The organism is Actinocorallia aurea (genome assembly GCF_054783995.1).
On sequence record NZ_BAAGPQ010000039.1, the window covers coordinates 1 to 17,475 of the forward strand.

Below are 17,475 nucleotides of genomic sequence, written 5' to 3' on the forward strand. Positions count from 1 at the left end.
TTCCTGATGCTGGCCACCAGCATCATCTGCTGGAGACACCTGCAACGCACATTGCGTTAGGGCCTGTTTCGAAGTCTGGGTTGTGGCGGTGTGTCGTGATCGCTAACGCGTGAGGTCTCCGGTAGAGGGTTCAGCGACCAAGCAGAACCTGAAGTACCGGAGACCTCGTGGCCACCCTAGCGGTGTCGCGGCGGTTCGATCTGTCCGATGCCCAGTGGGAGCGGCTGGAGCCGCTGCTGCCCGCGGGCAAGAGGCCCGGTCGGCCGCCGCAGTGGACGAAGCGGCAGCTCATCGATGGGATCCGGTGGCGGGTGCGGGTCGGTTCCCCGTGGCGGGACGTGCCTGAGTGCTACGGGTCCTGGCAGGCGGTGTATTCGTTGTTCCGCCGCTGGCAGCGGGCCGGGATCTGGGCGGGGATCGTTGAGGCGTTGCAGGCCGGGGCGGATGCCGACGGCCTGATCTGCTGGGACGTGAGCGTGGACTCCACGATCGTGCGGGCCCACCAGAGCGCAGCCGGAGCCCGCACGACCGTGCAGAAGGAGTCGGCGGGCGGCGTGGTCGTTGAACCTTCCGATCATGCGCTGGGCCGGTCGCGGGGCGGCCTGTCGACGAAGATCCACCTGGCGTGTGAGCAGGGCCAGAAGGTCCTGTCCCTCATCCTGACCGGTGGGCAGCGCGGGGACAGTCCCCAGTTCCAGCCGGTCCTGGACAAGATCCGTGTGCCCAGGATGCTATCCCGCGGGCAGGTCTCCGAACAGGGTGTCGTCGTCGAAGACGTTGCCCCCGCTTCGCAATCCTTCGGGTGTCAGGCCGGTGCCTCGTAGATCGGCGCCCATCAGGAACACATGGGTGAGCTTCGCTCTGTTGAAGTTCGCGCCTTGCAGGTTCGCGTGGGACAGGTCGGTCTCTGTCAGGATCGCGTCTTCCAGGTTGGCTTCGCGCATGTCCGTGTCATTCAGGTGCGTGCGGGTCAGGTTCGTGCCGGACATATGGGTCTTGCGCAGGTCGACGCCGGGGAACTGAGCCCTGTCCAGACGCGCCTGCTCAAAGCTCGTCTCACGGAGGTCTTTGAGGCCGTGCGCCTGCACATCGCGCAGGTCCGCGTGTTCGAAAGACGTGCCCCGCATGATCACGTCTTTGTACCAGTCGCTGTTGCTGAGGTCTGCTCCGTCGAAGTACGCCCCGCTCAAGTCCACCTTGTCGAGTCTGCCGTTGTGGAACTGAAGGGCGAAGAGCTCGATCGGCTTCGCTTCGGTTCGCTTGGGACGGTGGCCCAGCACGGTGAGGGCAGCCGTGAGGTCGAGAGACGGCTCGGCACCGGGCTTCGGCTTCTTGCCGGGCGGAAGGTCGTGTTCAAGGCAGTAGGCGACCAGCACGGCGGTGATGGTGTCGTGGTCGCGGGGAGAGTCGACTAGGAGCCTGCCCAGGGCGTGCACTGCTCCGAGCCTCACCGAGGAGTCCTCGGAGGACAGCGCTTCGATGGTCTTGGCGAAGCGGTCGGTGACAAGGGCCTCCTGGGCGATGCGGATCTGGTCCTGGGTGGACTGGAGGGTCTTCACACCGCTGTACAGCGTGCCGACAGCCACCACGATGCCGAGCACGAGAGCAACGGTGTTGACCGACCGATGCCAGGAGGCGTTGCGGCGGTCCTTGTCCTCAGCCAGGAACTGACGCTCCTGCGCACGTAGTTCCCACCGTTCCCTAGGCGACAGTTCCGCCAGCTCCTCCTCGGACATGCCGGGAATCACCAGGGTCACCGGGGCCGCCGGCGTAACCGGACGAGAACTCGCAGAGGGCTGTTGGGCGGGAGATTCACTCACGCTAGATGAGATACACGATCCGATCGGAAAGATTCCAGAATCGCCGATCTGCCTTCCGAGCCGCCTCCCGTGGTGCCACTGGAGCCTGAGGACGTCGACCTTCGCGAGGAGAACTTCGACGTCAACGGGGGCTGGGGGCTCGGCATCGTCAGAGCGCTCTCCGAGGCGTGCGGTGTCACCCCGTGGGCCGATGGCGGCAAAGTCGTCTGGGCCCGTCTTCGCGCCGCCTGAGGACCCGCGCCGCGCCCTTCGCTCGGGGGCGCGGCGTGGTCAGGAGAACCAGGTGGGGAAGTCGAGGCGGAAGGGTTCGGTGTCGGTCATGGTGCGGAGGGTGGATTCGAAGTCGGAGAGGCGGGTGGGGCCTAGTTTTTCTGACCATTCGGTGCGGAGGGTGTCGAAGATTTCGGCGGAGGTGCGGAGGGCGTCCGCGCCTCGTTCCGTCAGGTGGACGGTGCGGGCTCGGGCGTCGGTGGGGTCGGGGACTCGGGTGAGGTAGCCGAGGCGTTCCAAGGAGTCGACGGTTTTGGCCGCTGCCTGTTTGGTGACGCCGAGGCGGCGGCCTAGTTCGGCGGTGCTGCAGCCTTCGGGGCCTACGGCCTGGAAGACGAAACCGTGCATGGGGCGCATGTCGGGGTGGCCGCGTTCGGCGATCCGCGTGTGCAGTTCGTCGATGATGGCGCGGAAGGCCAGCAGGAGGCGGATCGGGAGTTCGAAGCCGGGCGGATCGCTTGACATAAAAGACAACCTGGTTGACTATATGGACAACTTAGATGTCTATCTTAGGGGTGTGCCCATGAAGATCGTGCGTTCCTCGGAAGTCCGGCGGACCAGCACGCCCGCCGCGACCATGACCACCCTCGCCTCGCCGACCCTGGGTCAGGCCGCCACGTCCGTCTGGCGCGTCGACGCCGCCCCGGGCGCCTCCGATGGCCCCCTCCACGTCATCGACGCCGAACAGGTCTGGACCTTCCTCTCCGGCACCGCCATCGTCGAGGCCGGAGGCCGCGCCGAGACCCTCGCCGCGGGCGACACCATCGTCATCCCTGCCGGCCATCCCCCGCCAGACCCGCCCCTCCCGCACCACCGGGTTCGCCGCCCTCGTCACCGCCCCCGCCGGTGCCGCCGCGGCCCTCCCCGGCGGCCTCGCCTTCCAGACCCCGCCCTGGATCGCCTGACGGCGGGGACCGAGAGGACGGGTCGGCCGGGCCGCCGCGGATCGTGGCTGTGCCGCGATTAAAGACGGTGAAGGTCTTCGGAAGGTCTTCCGCGCCATTCTATGCGCCACTCCACAACGCGGATGGCAGGCTGCGGAAAACAACAGTTCTGGCCTCTGGAACTGTCTTCACTGCGGTTTCGAGTATCTCCTGCGGAGGATGTTCAGCAATTCGCCTATCTTCGCCATCCTTACCGATAGATGAATCGTGGAAGGACGAGGTTGCGGCCCCTCTCTGGTATCCATGGGAGGCGAACCGATAAACATGCGCTCGCGGTGAACAGGCGTACGCGGTCCTCGCGGCAGGAGTGGTCCGATGACTGAAAATCCTGGAAGAATTCTGGAAAAGGCACTTCGCGGACGTGTTCTCACCGCGCTGGACCGAATGCGCGAGGCCGCGGCGGCGGCTCCGGCGGGTGCCGAGAAACCATGGCCCGGCGACACGTTCGGCGGCCGGCTCTCGGCCCCGTTGGCTCCCTCCGCGCTCGACGCGGCCAAAGCCGCCGACCCCCTCATCGGCCTGCTGCTCCGGAGCACCACCGAGGACCAGCCGGCCGACGGGATCACCGCCGAACTGCGCGGCTGGGACCCGGGCGGCGGCGCCGCGCCCGGCATCGCCTACGCGCTGCACCTGCCCACCGGTACGGGGCTGACCCTCGCCCTGCACGTCACCACCGGTGCCGGGGGAGTACGCGCGGGCCTGTCCGCGTCGGGCTGCGCGGACCAGCGGAGCTCGCTCGGACAAGGCTGGGGCATCGCCGTCTCCGGCCGCCTTTCCGGCACGCTGGAGGCCGTGCTGGACGCCGCGGGCGTCACCGTGGACGGGACGCAGGCCGGGGACGGGCTGCGGCTCGCGTTCCTGCGGGACGCCCAAGGCGCGCAGGACGGGCAGATCATCGACTTCGGGAATCTGGAGGCGGGCATCGAGTTCGGCGCGGGCCCGGACGGCGAGCCGCATCGCAGGGCATCGGCCGCCACTCGCGGGGGCTCCGTCCGGATGGACCTCGGCGTCCTGGCGGATCTGGTCCCGGCACTCGGGCCGATCCCGCTCGACCTCGCCTTCGACGTCGCCCCGGGCACCGGCGTGACCCTGTCCGGCAGTCCCGCACTGCGGGTGCGGCTGCCCGTGCCGCTCACGGTGCCCGGCGCGACGTTCGAGGGACTCGACGTCGTGCTGCGCCCGAACGGAGACGGCTGCGTGCTGGGGCTGCGGGTCCCGATCCGGGCGAGCCTTCCTGGCACGCCGGTCATGCTCCGCTTCGACGGACCCGGCGCGGAGCTGCCCCTGTCCTTCGGCGCCGACCCGCTCGTCGGCCCCGCCCACGTGGTGCCGCCGGAAGGCGCCGCGGTCTCCTTCGACCTGCCCGTGGTGAGCGGCTCGGGCTTCGTGACCGGCCAGGACGGGGAGTACACGGGCGGGCTGAGCGCTTCGATCCCGCCTCTGTCCGCTCAGGCCTTCGCCGTCCTCGGCCTGGAGCAGGGCTCATTCCTGGCCATGCTCAGCGCAGCCTTCCCGCTGCCCGGCATCCAGGTCGGATTCGGCTTCGCGATCACCGGGATCGGCGGCATCGTCGGGGTCAACCGGCGGCTGGACCGGGACGGGCTGCTGCGCGCGGTGTCCGACGGGACCGCCGGAGCGCTGCTCTTCCCGACCGACGCCGCCGCGGCCACGCGCGCCGCCCAGAGCTCGCTCGGGGCGGTGTTCCCGCCCTGCCGGGGCGCTGTGGTCACCGGTCCGATATTCCAGCTGAGCTGGCTCGGGGACCTCGCGACCGCGTCCATGGCGGCGGTGACCGAGATCTCCGCGACGCCAACGCTGTCGATCCTCGGCAAGCTGACCCTCGGCGTCCCGAGCCCGCGGGCGGCCCTGATCCTGATCCAGATCGTGTTCGCCGCGCACGCCGATCCGGCCGAGCCGAGTCTGCTGGTCGTCGCGTCGCTGACCGGCTCGCACATCGCGGGCGTCCCGCTCACCGGAGACGCCTGCCTGCTGGTCCGGGGCGGGCGCGACGCGGACTTCGTGCTGAGCGCCGGCGGTTTCCACCCCGCGTTCCCGATCCCCCGGGGTGTGCCGCAGCTCCGGCGGATAGGCATGGACCTGTCTCCGCTGCCCTGGCTGGAGATGCGCTGCGAGGCCTACGCCGCGGTGACGTCCGCGTTCGCCCAGTTCGGTGCCCGGCTGGAGATCGCGGCCGAGCTGGCCAAGTGCGGATTGCGCGGTCAGCTGTCCCTCGACGCGATCATGGGGCTGGACCGGCCGTGCTTCACCGTCGACGCCCGGGCCGGGGTCGCGCTCCGGGTCTGCGGCGAGAACTTGGTGGGCGTCGCCCTGGATCTGCGGATCGAAGGACCGGGGCACTGGCATGTCCGCGGCCGCGGCGAGGTCGACCTCTTCCTGTTCAGCATCTCCTTCGGGTTCGACACGAGCTGGGGTCCCCCGCCGCCCGCCGGGCGCTTCGCGGACAGCGCGCGGGCCCCTCTCCTCGCGGCGCTGCGGGAGCCGGGCGCGTGGATCCCGAAGCGGGCCGCGCGCAGCCCCGTCCGCCTCGCGCTCACCGAGGACGTCGAGCGGGCGCTCACCGACGGCGAGATCGTCGACCCGTACGGCTCCGTGGAGGTGCGCCAGCGCGTGGTGCCGCTGGGCGAGACCATCGACCGCCTCGACGGGCTGCCGATGCCCGCGCCGGAACGGTGGGACCTCACGGCCGGCCGGATCGGAAAGGGCGCCGCGAGCCAGACCGACCTGGTCGACATGTTCGCGCAGGGCCAGTTCCACACCCTGACCGACGACGAGCGGATCGGCCTGCGGGCCTTCGACGAGGGCAAGGCGGGGATCTCTCTGGAGATGAGGGAGGGCCCCGGCTCCCAGTCGGTCACCTGGGAGCCGACGCCGGAACGCACGATCTACCACCACTCGCTGAGCACACCGCTCGGGGAACCGGAGGCGCCGTCGCTGCGCCTGCGGCGCGAGGCCCTGGTCAACGTGATCGCCTCCCGCAGCCTTCACGACCTCCGGTGGCAGGCCGTACCGCAGGACCAGAAGGTGACGGTCGCGCCCGCTCCGCCGATCGTGGCGGTTGAGGCCGGGACCATGAGCGAGGTCGCCCTGCCGGAGGGCGGAGGCGGCGCGGCCCGGATGCGCGACCAGGTCCGCGCGCTGGCGGCCGACAACGTGCTGCTCGTCGAAGCGTGGGAGGTCGTCCGATGAGCGTGCTCAAGTTCACGGACTGGACGCGGACGCCGCTCGGCGCGGCGATCACCGGCACCGACGCGGCCACCGGACGGGCGAAGATAGACGTCGGGGCGGACCTCGTGGGGCCGGGTCCGGACGGGCAGAAGACGCCGGTCGCCCCGCCGGGGGACCGGCTCCAGCTGCTCGGCCCGGGCGATGTGGCGGGGTGCCGCGAGATGCCGGTGCTGCGGGCCTTCCCGCCCGCGGGGACCGCCGACGCCGCGCCGAACGACCTGGCCTCGGTCGATCTGGCGGTGCCGGAGCTGCCCTGGCTGCTCACCCCGACCGCGACGCCCACCGACGGCCGGCTCCAGCCCTGGATCGTCCTCGTCGTCGTCTCCGCGGAGACCAGGCTCGATCCGGGCCCCGGCGCCCTGCCCGTCCTACACGCGTCCACCGCGGAACTGCCCGACCTCGCCGAGGCCTGGGCGTGGGCGCACGTCCAGGAGTCCGAGGAGGGCCAGGACCGGATATCCCGGCTGATCTGCCCGCGCAGGCTCGACGGGCACCGCAAGTACCGCGCGTGCATCGTGCCGGCCCTCCGGTCGGGGGTGGCCGCCGGGCTTTCCGCGCTCGGGAAGGCCGACCCCGCGGCCCTGCGGGACCATTCCCCCGCCTGGAGGGTCAAGGAGCCCGCGCGAGTGGTGGATCTGCCTGTCTACTGGTCCTGGGAGTTCGAGACGGGGCCCGACGGGGACTTCGAGCACGTCGTCCGGCGGCTGCGCGCCGCGGGGGACGCCTCGGGCCTGACCGCGCGCGAGGTCGACATCTGCTGCCCTTGGCCCGGCAAGGAGCCGCTGCCCGGCGGGGCCCCGCCGCCGGACGGGAACCCGCTGGTCCTCACCGTCGACGGGGCCATGCGGCCGATCCGCGCCGCGGGCGCGGAGGCCGCGGAGCAGCCGCCCACCGCGGTGTCCACCGACTTCGAGAAGCGGATCCAGGCGCAGCTCAGCGCGCCGGCCGACCGGCTGGAGTCCGGCGCGGACCCGGCCGACCAGACGGGCGCCGTGGCGCCGCCGCTTTACGGCGGCCGCCACGTCGGGGTCGACAGGGTCGGCCGGAACCCCGAACTGCCGCTCGGCGACCATTCCTGGATCGACGAGCTCAACCTCGCTCCCGGCCGCCGGATCGCCGCAGGGCTGGGCGCCGCCTATGTGCGCGATCAGCAGGAGCACCTGATGACGCGGGCGTGGGAGCAGGTCGGGGCCGTCCGGGAGGCGAACCGCCTGCGGGCCATGGCCGGCCTGGCGACCGCCGTCTCGGCCTCGATCCACGACCGCAGGATCAGCAGTCTCACGGCCGGGGAACTGATCGCGTTCACGGCTCCCGCCGCCGCCCGCGTCCATGCCGGTCAGGAGACCCTGGCGCTCCAGATCACCGCGAGCCCGATGCCGGACGCCGTCGCCTCGGCGGCGTTCACCCGGCTGATGCGGCCGACGGCAAGGATCGCGCAACGCTCCGGGACGACCCTGGACTCCGTGATCGGCAGAGGACTGGCCGGGCAGCTGGCGGCGCGGGTCCTGGCCCCCGTCCCGGCTGAAGGGGACGAGCCCGCAGCGGCCGAGGCCGAGGCCCCGCCCCCGTTCCTGGCGGCCAGGCGGCTAATCCGCCTGGAGGCAGTGCGGCGGGTCGCGGCGGCGAACGGAGAGGTGAAACTCTCCGGGGCGCTGACTCGGCGGCTCGAAGGGCTCCGGGGCGTCTCGCCCGAGCTCTTGGCCCGGTCCGACGCCCGCCGGATCGCGCCCGTCCTGGCGGGGCAAATCCCCGCCGTGGGCGAGGCACTGCGCGAGGCCGCCGCAGACGCGGGGGACACCGCAGCGGCGGGCGAGCCGAGCGTGCGGATGTCCGCGGAGGACGTGGCGCAGCGGCTGCTGCCAGCGCTGCACCCGGGCGACCGCATCCTCAGGCGGATGGGCACCCGCATCACGGCGCCGGAGTCGGCCGGATCCGGATCCGGGCCCATCATGGCCTATCCGGTCTTCGACCTGCCGATGGCGCTGGCCCTGGCCGAATCCGCCCAGGAGTGGCTGCTGCCCGGCCTTGAGGACTTCCCGCCCGAGAGCGTCGCGCTCGTCGAGGCGAACAACTCCTTCATCGAGAGCTATCTGACCGGGCTCAACCAGGAGATGATGGCGGAGCTGCTCTGGCGGGAGTACCCGACCGACCGGCGCGGCAGCCCGTTCCGGCGCTTCTGGCCCCGGACCGACGTGCCGGGAGACGTCCCCGCGCTAGACGCCTGGGAGAGCTCCCCGCTGGGCTCGCACGTCTCGCCCGGAGACGGGGACTTCTCCCTGGTGCTCGTGCGCGGCGAGGTGGTCCGGAGGTTCCCGGACATGGTCGTCACCGCGGCCCGGGCGATGGACACCCATCGCCCGGACAAGCAGTTCGAGCCGAGCACCGACGACGTCCGCCCCTGCCTGTTCCCGATGCGGATCGACGACTGGACGATTGCCTACGCGTTCGCCCTCCCGCCCGGCGAGCTGGCCGACCCCGCCTCGGAAGGCTGGTTCTTCGTCTTCCAGGAGCACGACTACCGGATGCGGTTCGGCTTCGACACGCTCGGGTCAGGCCCCGGAAACGCCAAAGGCGGCCTGTCCTGGGACGACGTCGGAGACAAGGACCGGGAGAACGGTTTCGCCGTCGCGGAGAAGGTCGGTCGGCTGACGGCTTGCGGCATCGCGAAGCACAGCATCCAGCAGCCGTATCAGGTGGCCATCCATTCGAGCCTGCTGATCCAGACCGGAGGACGTGATGAGGCCTGAGGAGATCGCCGAGCTGCGGCTGAGGGCCGGCCGCTGCCGCCAGGAGGCCGACCGGGCGCGCCGGGCGGCCGATGACGAAACGATCGCGGAGGCCGAAGAGGCCCTGCGCGACACCCGAACGGCCCTCGACGCCGCGCTGGCCGCCGACCGGCCGCTCTGGCCGGATGAGGGCGATGTCCCGCTGCTCCTCCTGCCGCTCAGAATCGAGGCCGTCTACTCCTCCGTCGCCGGGTCCGCGGAGCTGCTGATCCGCGTCTTCCCGGACGACGTCCACGTGGATGCCCACGAGAGGGGGCTCACCAAGGAGGAACGCGAGGCCGGGGAGCGCTACTGGCGGGAGACGGCGGAACGCGGCGCGGCCGAGGCCTGGAGCCTGCTGCTCGCGCGGCTCGGTCCGGCCCGCGCGGCGTGGACGCGGGAGGCGACCGATCCGGGCGGGCCGGAACCCGCCGAGGCGGACGGCACCTGGACGCACGCGGCGCACACCCGCCTCCTGCCGGACCGCTTCCTGTTCTCGGCCTACGAGATCCGCACGCACGGCGAGCTCCACTGCGCGTGGCGGCGTGAAGGCCGGGAGATCGCCGACGATCTGAAGGTCGGGTTCCGGCCGCCCTCGCGCGAGGAGGAGCCGACGGAGAACCGGAGCGGCCGGGCCGGGCTGGAGCGGCTGCCCTGGGACGAGGAGAGTGCCTGGCTCGTCGACTTCGACGTCGCCGAGGAGCAGGGGATGGCGCTGCGCTATCCGCTGGAGTACCCGGAGCTGCGCTACGAACTGCTCACGGTCGTCGGCGTGGACATCCGGTCCACGGCCGCCGAGAGCGCCGCCCGCTGGCAGGACACGCTGCTCTCCCATCAATACGGCGGCGGCCTGGCCTTCCTGCCGACCCGCACGCCCACCAACAACACCCCCGCCACCCGGTCCGGCTGGGTCTCGCGGCCCGAGCCCCGGCCCCCTGAGAAAGTTGACGAGCTGCGCGCCGCATACGACCCGCGGAGCGCGCAGGCCGCCGCCCGGGCGGCGGCGGCACTCGGCATCGACGGGCTGCCGGTCCTCGCCGCCGCGCCGCACGCGGACGCCGACGACGCCGACGCCGATCTCGCCCTGCTGCACCGGGCCTTCGGCCTTCTCTACAGCAGATCCCCGGTACTGCTACCCTGGGCCGAACCCACTGCGGCGGGGACGGCCGCGGTCAAGGTGCCGGACCTCTCCTGGCTCGTCGAGCACTTCACCCGGCACGTCCGCAGCCGCGGGACGCTGCCCACCGTGCGCATAGGCCGCCAGCCGTACGGCCTGCTTCCGGTCTCCGCGCTCGACCTGTGGCGGGACGCCGAGACCGATCCGCGGCTGTCGGAGCACCTGTCCTCGCTGCGCAGCTCCCTGGAGGACCATGGAACGGGGCATCGGCTCGACGTCCGGGAGGGCGGTGCGGACCGCGAAGACGAGATCATCGACCTGCTCCGCCGCACCCCGTCGTCGGAGGAGATCTCCGGCTGGCCCGCAACGTGGTTGGTGGAGGACACCAGACCCGACGTCGCCGCCGACCGCGTGCTGGTCGGCTCCATCCCCCGAGACTCCCGGGCGGCATTCGGATATCCGACACGGCACCATAAGTGGTACGCCTCGCGTCCGGTAGTCCCCGCGCCGTCCGCGGAGCTCAAGAAGAAGCTCGCCGAGCTTCCGCTGACCAAGCTGCTCGCCCTTTCCCACGAGCTACCGAACGACGCCTGGCGGGCGGATCCCGATGGGTTCGGCGCGGAGCACGAACGCGCTCTGGAGCCCGTCATGGCGGAGAACGGGCCCTGGGACTTCTACGACTTCGCCCTCCAGGCCATCAAGGCCTACCAGGAGGCCAGGGTGGCTGCGGAACCTGCGGCCTTGGCAGGGCTCGATCCCGAGACGGCCGCCTACGTGGCGGGCCGGCTGGCCTGGGCGCGGGCCACGGCCGAGGCGTTCGTCGCCCTGGAGCGGAGCGCCGCGGAGGACCTGCCCAGCCTCGACCGGCTCATGTTCGAGGCGCTCGACACCCTCTCCTATCGGGCCGACGCGTGGATCACGTCGCTGGCCGACGCCCGGCTGCGCGGGCTGCGCGCGACCCGGCCGCAGGGCCTGCATGTCGGAGCCTACGGCTGGCTCACCGAGGTCGCCCCCGGGGAACTCGGCGAGGACGGTACGCCGGTGAGCAAGGACGAAGGCTTCATCGTCACCCCTTCCCTGCACCACGCGGCGACCGCGGCCGTGCTCCGCGCCGGAATGCGCTCGCACGCCGAGCCGCAGGCGCTCGCGGTGGACCTTCAGTCGTGGCGTGCGAGGGCGGCGCTGGAGGTCGTCGACGGGGTGCGCGAGGGCCGGCCGCTGCCCGCGCTGCTCGGCTACCGGTTCGAACGCGGCCTGCACGAGAATGGGCTCGACCGCCTCATCGAGGGCTTCCGGGCGCGCTATCCCCTGGAACTCGCCGTCGACCCCACCGCGCCCGTCCCTGAGGGCGCGACGAGCAGCGCGGCGCGCAATGTCGTCGACGGCGAGCGCCTGAGGGCCGTTCCGCCCGGTGACGGCGACCCGCTCGCGGGTGCCGACGACGGCGAGCACAAGATCATCTCTGGGCTCGTCGCCGACCTGACCGAGACGGTGGACGCGGTCGCGGACCTGCTCCTGGCCGAGTCCGTGCACCATCTGGTCGGCGGCGACCCGCTGCGGGCCGGCCTCTCGGCCGACGCGATCGGCCGGGGCGACGGCCTGCCGCAGGAGTTCGACGTGCTGCGGACACCGCGCAGCGCCACCGCCATCGGCCACCACCTGGGCTTCCTGTGCCCGGCGGGCGCGGTGGCGGACGGCTGGAACGGCGCCCGAGCCCTGGCCCGGCTCGAACCGTCGCTGGAGGCCTGGTGCCGGGGGAGGCTCGGCGCGGCCGGTGCCTGGCGCTTCACCCGGAAAGACGGCTCCGCCGTAGGCCTCGACGCGCTCGGCTGGTGCGCGCTGGAGGTGGTGTCGGCCTCGCGCGGCGGACAGGGCGGCTCGCCGTTGCTCGTGGCGCTCGGCAAGGCCGCCGGCGGAGCACTCGGCGCGGCGGGGGAGGCCAGGGCCGCCGAACTGGCCCTCGTCTGCGAACGGCTGCGGGCCGTCGTCGCCGCGGGCGCCCCGCTGCTCCCGGGGCATCTGAACGCCGCGGACCCGCAGGCCCCGATCACGCTGGACCTCGCCGAGCTCGCCGAACGCACGGTGCCCTGGGTGAACGAGGTCGTCGCGGCGCGCGACGCGCTGGAGGCCGCCCTGGGCTCCGGAGCCCCGGGGCCCGTCCTCGAAAGGCTGGGACTACTCGGGCTCTTCTTCGCGCCGCCGCCTCCGGACGCCGACCCGGTCCGGTACGGCACCCGGGTCCTCGACCTCCTGAAGGACTTGAAGCCACTGCCCGACGTCCCCGCGGGCGGCTCCGAGGACGAGGCCGTCGCCTTCTTCGCGGCGGCCGAGGGAGCCGTCAAGGACGTCCTCGGCGACGCGGTGCAGCTGCTTCCGCTGCTTAAGGGCGCCGCGCTGCCGGACCAGAACCCGCCCGGAGCCGAGCCCGACGAGGTCGCGGACTGGCTCCGGGAGATCGCGGCGGTCCGGCCCCCGGCCGCCGCCTTCGACGAGGCGCTGGTGCTGGCGGACCTGGTCGCCGGAAGCGGCACGGGGGCCTACCTCGTCGTGCAGGGCCCGGACCGGCCCGGCGCGCGGTGGATCGCCACCTCCTCGCCCGTCCAGGGTGACACGGACTCGCCGATCCGGTTCACCACGGTCCTGCACGCCGACCGGCCCGCCGGACCCGGCGCCGTCGCCGGGCTCATCGCCGACTCCTGGAGCGAGGCCGTCCCCCGCCCGAACGGCGAGCACGGGCCCGAGGAGATCGCGGGCGTGGCCTTCCACCACGACGGGCCGGGCGCGATGGCCCCGCAGGCACTGCTGCTGGCCGTTCCGCCCGACCCCGCACGCGGCTGGCGGATGGAGGACGTCCACGGGGCGGTGGAGGACACCCTCGCACTCGCCCGGATCCGTACCGTCGACCTTGAGGACCTCGGAGAGATGGCCTCGCTGCTTCCGATACCCGAAGGAAAGTAGAGATGACGAAATTCCGTACTCTCGCGCGGACGGACGGGATCGAGGAAGGCCTGGCGGCCCGGATCCACGACCCGCTGTGGCTGCTGGGGCGGCAGTGGCAGTTCGGGGAGTTCCAGCACGAGGACGCCACCTCGGCGGCCTGGGTCGACGCCACGTTCGACATTCATCCGCTCAACACCTGGCGCCCCGCCAGCGAAGAAGGCGCCTTGCCCTACGACCGGAAGGCCGAGCCGTTGGAGCGGCTCATCGAGCAGGAACCGGCGGTCGGCCCGGACCCGCGGCTGCGGCTCGAAGGCGGGCTCAGGCTCCGCCGGATGCTCGGCGCGGCGGGGCTGGCCGACCTGGTGCCGGTGTTCACGGCGAACTGCGCCTTCCCTTCCCCTGAGCTGCCGGCGGTGGCGCCGCCCGCCGAGCGTCCCGTGGACGTGCTGCGCGGGCGGGTGCCGGACGGCCTGAAACTCTCCGGGACGCTCGGCCGGCTGGCCGATCCGGCTACCCGCGCCGCCGAAGCCGCGCAGCTCGGGCTCGCGGACTCCGTGCTCGACGCTGTCGCCGTGATCGCCGCCGAATGGGCAGCCTGGTGGCAGGCGCGCGTCCCCGCCACGTCCGAAACCGCCGAGGGCCATCCGCGGGCATGGGACCCCAACAGGCAGGAGTACGCGTTCCATCTCGGCGCCTCCACACTGCCGGAGGTCAGGCTCCAGGGGTTCGGCTACTCCGGGGGCAGGCTGGACTGGTGGGCCATGGACGCGGTGCACGAGGGAGACCCCGACGGGCCGGACGGCCCGGTCGAGCACGCAGTCCGCTCGGTGCCGAGCCCCGCGCGGTTCGGCGGGATGCCCATGCCGCGGTTCTGGCAGATGGAGGACGCCCAGTTCGATCCGGGCGCGATCGACGCCTCGCCCAACGACCTCGGCAGGCTCCTGCTCACCGAATTCGCCACCGTGTACGGCAACGACTGGCTGGTCCTGCCCGTCAGCCTGCCCGTCGGCAGCCTCTCACGCGTGCGGAGGTTCGCGGTCACCGACGTCTTCGGCGCGCGCCGCGAGCTCCGCCCGGCCAACGCCGACGTCGACGGCTGGTGCCTGTTCGCCCTCACCGACTCCGCGGAGCCGCCCGAGCCAGGCACGGAACGTCCGACATCACCGTGGTTCTACTTCGCGCCCGTGATGCCGGAAGGGCTGGAGAGCCCGCCGCTGGAGACGGTCCTGCTCGTGCGCGACGAGATGGCGAACCTCGCCTGGGCGGTGGAGACCCGCGTCACCGACGACACGGGAAGCCCGGTGGACCATCCCGCGGCGCTTCCCGACGGCTCCGCCGCGGCGCCCGGCACCCTTCCCCGGTACCTCGTGGAGACCTCCGTGCCCCGCAACTGGTATCCGCTCGCGCCCGAGAAGGAGAACGAGGCGGGCGACTCCATCGTGTTCCACCTCGTCCCGCTCATCCGGGGCGACGAGGTGGAGCCAGGCCCCGGCGAACTGCCTCTCGGCCGTCTCTTCCACGACGGGCACGCGACCCGCCTGTGGCTCTTCGAGGAGGAGATCCCCCGCTCGGGGGCCACCCTGACCCGGACCCGCCAGCACGCACGCTGGCATGACGGCTCCGTCCACTCCTGGACGGCCCGCGCCAAACGCCACGGCTCGCCCGACATGTCGAGCGGCCTCGTCTTCGACGGCCTCACGGGCTGACGACCCGGCGCGCGGCGAAGAGCACGAACACCGAGAAGACCAAGGAGACGAAGACCATGACAGCGACAGCGACCATTGAGACCGTCATGTGCGTGAACCCGGCCACGGGCACGGACCTGGGCCAGAACGGGGTGTTCGCCTCGCTCTTCGAGTCCTCGCCTCTCACCTCGCTGGCCGGACCGCTCGAAGACGTCGTCAAGTCCATTCCCGGCATCGTCGATGCCATCGACCGCGCGGGCGCCTACCCCGACGACCTGTTCATCACCGCCGACAACTCCACGGACGTGGACGACCGGATCTGGCCCTTGGACGCGAAGGCCCGCACCGTGAACGCCGGGCAGTCCGTCGCACCCGGGGTCCAGGTCTCCGTGCCCGGGTCGGCCTCCGTGTCGCTCGTCGAATACGACTCGTTGTCCGCCAACGACCTCCTCGGCGCGGTCACGATCTTCGAGGAGGAGCGCGGCATGGGCGACATCGCGAAGCTGGCGAAATCCGAGGTGGAGGGGTCCTTCTACTACGTCACCTACCGGGTCGACTGACCCCATGAGCGGGGCCGTGCCCCTGGGGCACGGCCCGCCCGTGAGAGAACCGGAGAAACCCATGACGGTAGACAAGTCTTATTTCGTGGTCGGAGACCAGGTTCAGGTCTTCGACTTCGCCGCCAATGCCGTGACCGGCCAGAGCGCGCTCACTTCCCAGTGGAGCGGGCTGACGGGGGAGTTCTCGTCCGGGCTCGACGCCGCGCTGGACCTCGGTACTTCGCAGCTCTTCGTGTTCCGCGGGGGCGAGTACGCGCGCATTCCGTTCGGCACGCAGGCCGTTGACGACGGCTATCCGCTGCCGATCGCGGGCCACTGGCCGGGTGTCGCCTTCCCGTCCGTCGACGCGGCCATGAACTGGGGAGACGGCAAGGCCTACCTATTCAGCGGCCCGCAATACGCCCGGTACGACATCGCGGCGGACGCGCAGGACCCGGGCTACCCCAAGGACATCGTGGGGAACTGGGGCGGCGTCTCGGCCGTGTGGGTGGGCGACGGCATCGACGCCGCGATCAATCCGGGCTCGGGACGCGCCTATTTCTTCAAGGGCGAGGAGTACATCGCGCTCGACTGGGCGACCAAGTCCCAGCTCCCGGGCTATCCGATCAAGGTCTCCGAGGAATGGCCGGGGCTCACCGGGCCGTTCGCCGCGGCCTGGACGAACGCGGCACCCGCGCCCCGGACGGGCGCGGCCTCGGCGACGGCCGCCGGGTTCGTCGCGAAGTACCGGGGATACGCAGAGCACAGCCAGGAGGCGACGGGCGTGCCCGCGCTCGTCACGCTGGGGCAGGCCGCGCTGGAGTCGAACTGGGGCTCCGCCGCGGAAGGCCACAACTTCTTCGGCATCAAGGCGAAGGCCACCGACCCGCCGGAGAAGCGGCAGCTCTGGAAGACCCGCGAGGTGCTGCCCACTCCGAACGCGACCGGCTTCCCGGAGGTCCTTTCGGTCACCCAGCGCCCCGACGGGATGTACGAGTACGTCGTGCGCGCCTGGTTCCGCAAGTACGACTCGCCCGAGGAGGCGTTCAGCGATCACGGCAGATTCCTGCGGAACCAGAGCCGCTACGCCGCCGCGTTCGACCATCTCGACGACCCGTACGCGTTCGCCCGGGAGGTCGCCAAGGCCGGATATGCCACCGATCCCCACTACTACGACGTCCTCGCCAAGCGCATGGCCGAGATCGAGGCGAACCTCTGAGCTCGCCTGTCCGCCGTGGCCGTGAACTGTCGGCGGACGTGGGTACGCTCCGCACGGTGGTGGAACCAGGCGGAAGGGTGCGAAAAGATGCGGGTGAAGCCGTTCCTGATGTTCGAGGGGCGGGCCGAGGAGGCGATGACGTTCTACGCCTGAACCGGGTCCCGGGTTCTTGCCCCATGGGTACAGAACCATGACCGTCGTGCGCAGGGGAAGGCCTTGGCAGTTCCTCGTGGACCACACCGGATCGGCCGAACCCGGCTAGTCACGGCTGCGGAGACCCGTAGCCCTGGGGCACGGCAGGGGCGGCGGCCGGGTACGCGCCGGATGGAGCGGGCGTGGCCCGAGCAACAGCAGAACGAGTTCCGAGAGCGGTTGACGTGCGCGGTGCTGGTGCGGAGCTACACGAGCACCACGAACTCGGTCACGAAAGCCATGCTGGGCGACACGATCGAGAAGATCATCCCGCCGGACATGCTGATCGAGCAGCTCAAGTTCGAGATGCTGGCCGCCGCTCCGCGGGTACATCCGGCGGCGCGCAGCGCGGCGAGCTGGCTGTCGAGGTCCTGGTCCTTGGTGGAGCAGCGGGCGTACCCGATCCGGATCGGCGGCGCGCTCGGCGCGACTTCGGCCGGCGCGACGGGCGGCAGGGCCTGCCAGGTGGCGCCGGGCCTGCGCCCTGCGGCGACGGGCACCTCCAGGAGGTCGCGGAGCGGGCACGAGGATGAAGCGGGCGGTGTGGTACTTCGAGGCGACCTTCCCTCCGCGGGTGCGGCACGGGGACGGCGCCATGGCTTCGCAGTTGGGGCATTCGTAGCGTTCGACCGTCGGCGGCGGCCTCGTCCGGCGTCATCTCCACGCCTGCGAGTCTCTAAGAACTCCTAACGCAATGTGCGTTGCAGGTGTCTCCAGCAGATGATGCTGGTGGCCAGC

General features: G+C 71.7%; 12 protein-coding genes. 9 read left to right on the plus strand and 3 right to left on the minus strand.

The genetic code is table 11. The features are described from left to right. Window positions 1–167: 167 nt before the first annotated feature. The gene (locus ACYVOM_RS40300; RefSeq protein WP_460308911.1) at window positions 168–824 is read left to right on the plus strand and encodes an IS5 family transposase; all 657 of its coding nucleotides are present in this window, start codon (window positions 168–170) and stop codon (window positions 822–824) included. On the opposite strand, the gene ACYVOM_RS40305 is transcribed toward ACYVOM_RS40300, so the two are convergent. Continuing rightward, complete coding sequence (locus ACYVOM_RS40305) at window positions 732–1,757, minus strand: pentapeptide repeat-containing protein (protein ID WP_460308912.1); 1,026 nt, start codon at window positions 1,755–1,757, stop codon at window positions 732–734. The two genes, ACYVOM_RS40300 and ACYVOM_RS40305, sit on opposite strands and share 93 nt — an antisense overlap. Window positions 1,758–1,892: 135 nt before the next feature. On the opposite strand from ACYVOM_RS40305, the gene ACYVOM_RS40310 reads away from it, so the two are divergent. Next, a complete protein-coding gene (locus ACYVOM_RS40310) occupies window positions 1,893–2,051 on the plus strand; it encodes a hypothetical protein (protein ID WP_460308913.1) in 159 nt (52 codons plus the stop codon). Between the two features lie 39 nt (window positions 2,052–2,090). On the opposite strand, the gene ACYVOM_RS40315 is transcribed toward ACYVOM_RS40310, so the two are convergent. After that, the gene (locus ACYVOM_RS40315) at window positions 2,091–2,555 is read right to left on the minus strand and encodes a MarR family winged helix-turn-helix transcriptional regulator (RefSeq protein ID WP_460308914.1); all 465 of its coding nucleotides are present in this window, start codon (window positions 2,553–2,555) and stop codon (window positions 2,091–2,093) included. Window positions 2,556–2,613: 58 nt separating this feature from the next. Here ACYVOM_RS40315 and ACYVOM_RS40320 point away from each other — a divergent pair, with 58 nt between their 5' ends. From ACYVOM_RS40320 to ACYVOM_RS40350, 7 genes are all read left to right on the plus strand, one after another. Then, on the plus strand, window positions 2,614–3,057 hold the full coding sequence (locus ACYVOM_RS40320) for a cupin domain-containing protein (RefSeq protein ID WP_460308915.1): 444 nt from the start codon (window positions 2,614–2,616) through the stop codon (window positions 3,055–3,057). A 361-nt stretch (window positions 3,058–3,418) separates the two neighbouring features. Continuing rightward, window positions 3,419–6,241 (plus strand): DUF6603 domain-containing protein, encoded by a 2,823-nt coding sequence (locus ACYVOM_RS40325; RefSeq protein WP_460308916.1) that lies wholly within the window; start codon window positions 3,419–3,421, stop codon window positions 6,239–6,241. Beyond that, on the plus strand, window positions 6,238–9,027 hold the full coding sequence (locus tag ACYVOM_RS40330) for a hypothetical protein (RefSeq protein WP_460308917.1): 2,790 nt from the start codon (window positions 6,238–6,240) through the stop codon (window positions 9,025–9,027). The genes ACYVOM_RS40325 and ACYVOM_RS40330 overlap by 4 nt, the downstream gene beginning before the upstream one ends. Continuing rightward, window positions 9,017–13,120, plus strand: coding sequence for a hypothetical protein (locus ACYVOM_RS40335; protein ID WP_460308918.1), 4,104 nt, complete (start codon window positions 9,017–9,019; stop codon window positions 13,118–13,120). The genes ACYVOM_RS40330 and ACYVOM_RS40335 overlap by 11 nt, the downstream gene beginning before the upstream one ends. A gap of 2 nt (window positions 13,121–13,122) precedes the next feature. Further along, complete coding sequence (locus ACYVOM_RS40340) at window positions 13,123–14,808, plus strand: hypothetical protein (RefSeq protein WP_460308919.1); 1,686 nt, start codon at window positions 13,123–13,125, stop codon at window positions 14,806–14,808. A gap of 56 nt (window positions 14,809–14,864) precedes the next feature. Continuing rightward, window positions 14,865–15,347, plus strand: coding sequence for a hypothetical protein (locus ACYVOM_RS40345; RefSeq protein ID WP_460308920.1), 483 nt, complete (start codon window positions 14,865–14,867; stop codon window positions 15,345–15,347). A 61-nt stretch (window positions 15,348–15,408) separates the two neighbouring features. Continuing rightward, complete coding sequence (locus tag ACYVOM_RS40350) at window positions 15,409–16,545, plus strand: glucosaminidase domain-containing protein (protein WP_460308921.1); 1,137 nt, start codon at window positions 15,409–15,411, stop codon at window positions 16,543–16,545. Between the two features lie 398 nt (window positions 16,546–16,943). Here ACYVOM_RS40350 and ACYVOM_RS40355 read toward each other — a convergent pair whose 3' ends face one another. Then, window positions 16,944–17,237, minus strand: a complete 294-nt coding sequence (locus ACYVOM_RS40355; RefSeq protein ID WP_460308922.1) for a recombinase family protein — start codon at window positions 17,235–17,237, stop codon at window positions 16,944–16,946. Window positions 17,238–17,475: the final 238 nt, after the last annotated feature.

What these genes read in the sequence shown, in the direction of transcription:
- ACYVOM_RS40330 (WP_460308917.1), top strand. Translation starts at nt 6,238, where the DNA reads ATGAGCGTGCTCAAGTTCACGGACTGGACGCGGACGCCGCTCGGCGCG.
- ACYVOM_RS40325 (WP_460308916.1), top strand. Translation starts at nt 3,419, where the DNA reads ATGCGCGAGGCCGCGGCGGCGGCTCCGGCGGGTGCCGAGAAACCATGG.
- ACYVOM_RS40340 (WP_460308919.1), top strand. Translation starts at nt 13,123, where the DNA reads ATGACGAAATTCCGTACTCTCGCGCGGACGGACGGGATCGAGGAAGGC.
- ACYVOM_RS40345 (WP_460308920.1), top strand. Translation starts at nt 14,865, where the DNA reads ATGACAGCGACAGCGACCATTGAGACCGTCATGTGCGTGAACCCGGCC.
- ACYVOM_RS40320 (WP_460308915.1), top strand. Translation starts at nt 2,614, where the DNA reads ATGAAGATCGTGCGTTCCTCGGAAGTCCGGCGGACCAGCACGCCCGCC.
- ACYVOM_RS40335 (WP_460308918.1), top strand. Translation starts at nt 9,017, where the DNA reads ATGAGGCCTGAGGAGATCGCCGAGCTGCGGCTGAGGGCCGGCCGCTGC.
- ACYVOM_RS40350 (WP_460308921.1), top strand. Translation starts at nt 15,409, where the DNA reads ATGACGGTAGACAAGTCTTATTTCGTGGTCGGAGACCAGGTTCAGGTC.
- ACYVOM_RS40315 (WP_460308914.1), bottom strand. Translation starts at nt 2,555, where the DNA reads ATGTCAAGCGATCCGCCCGGCTTCGAACTCCCGATCCGCCTCCTGCTG.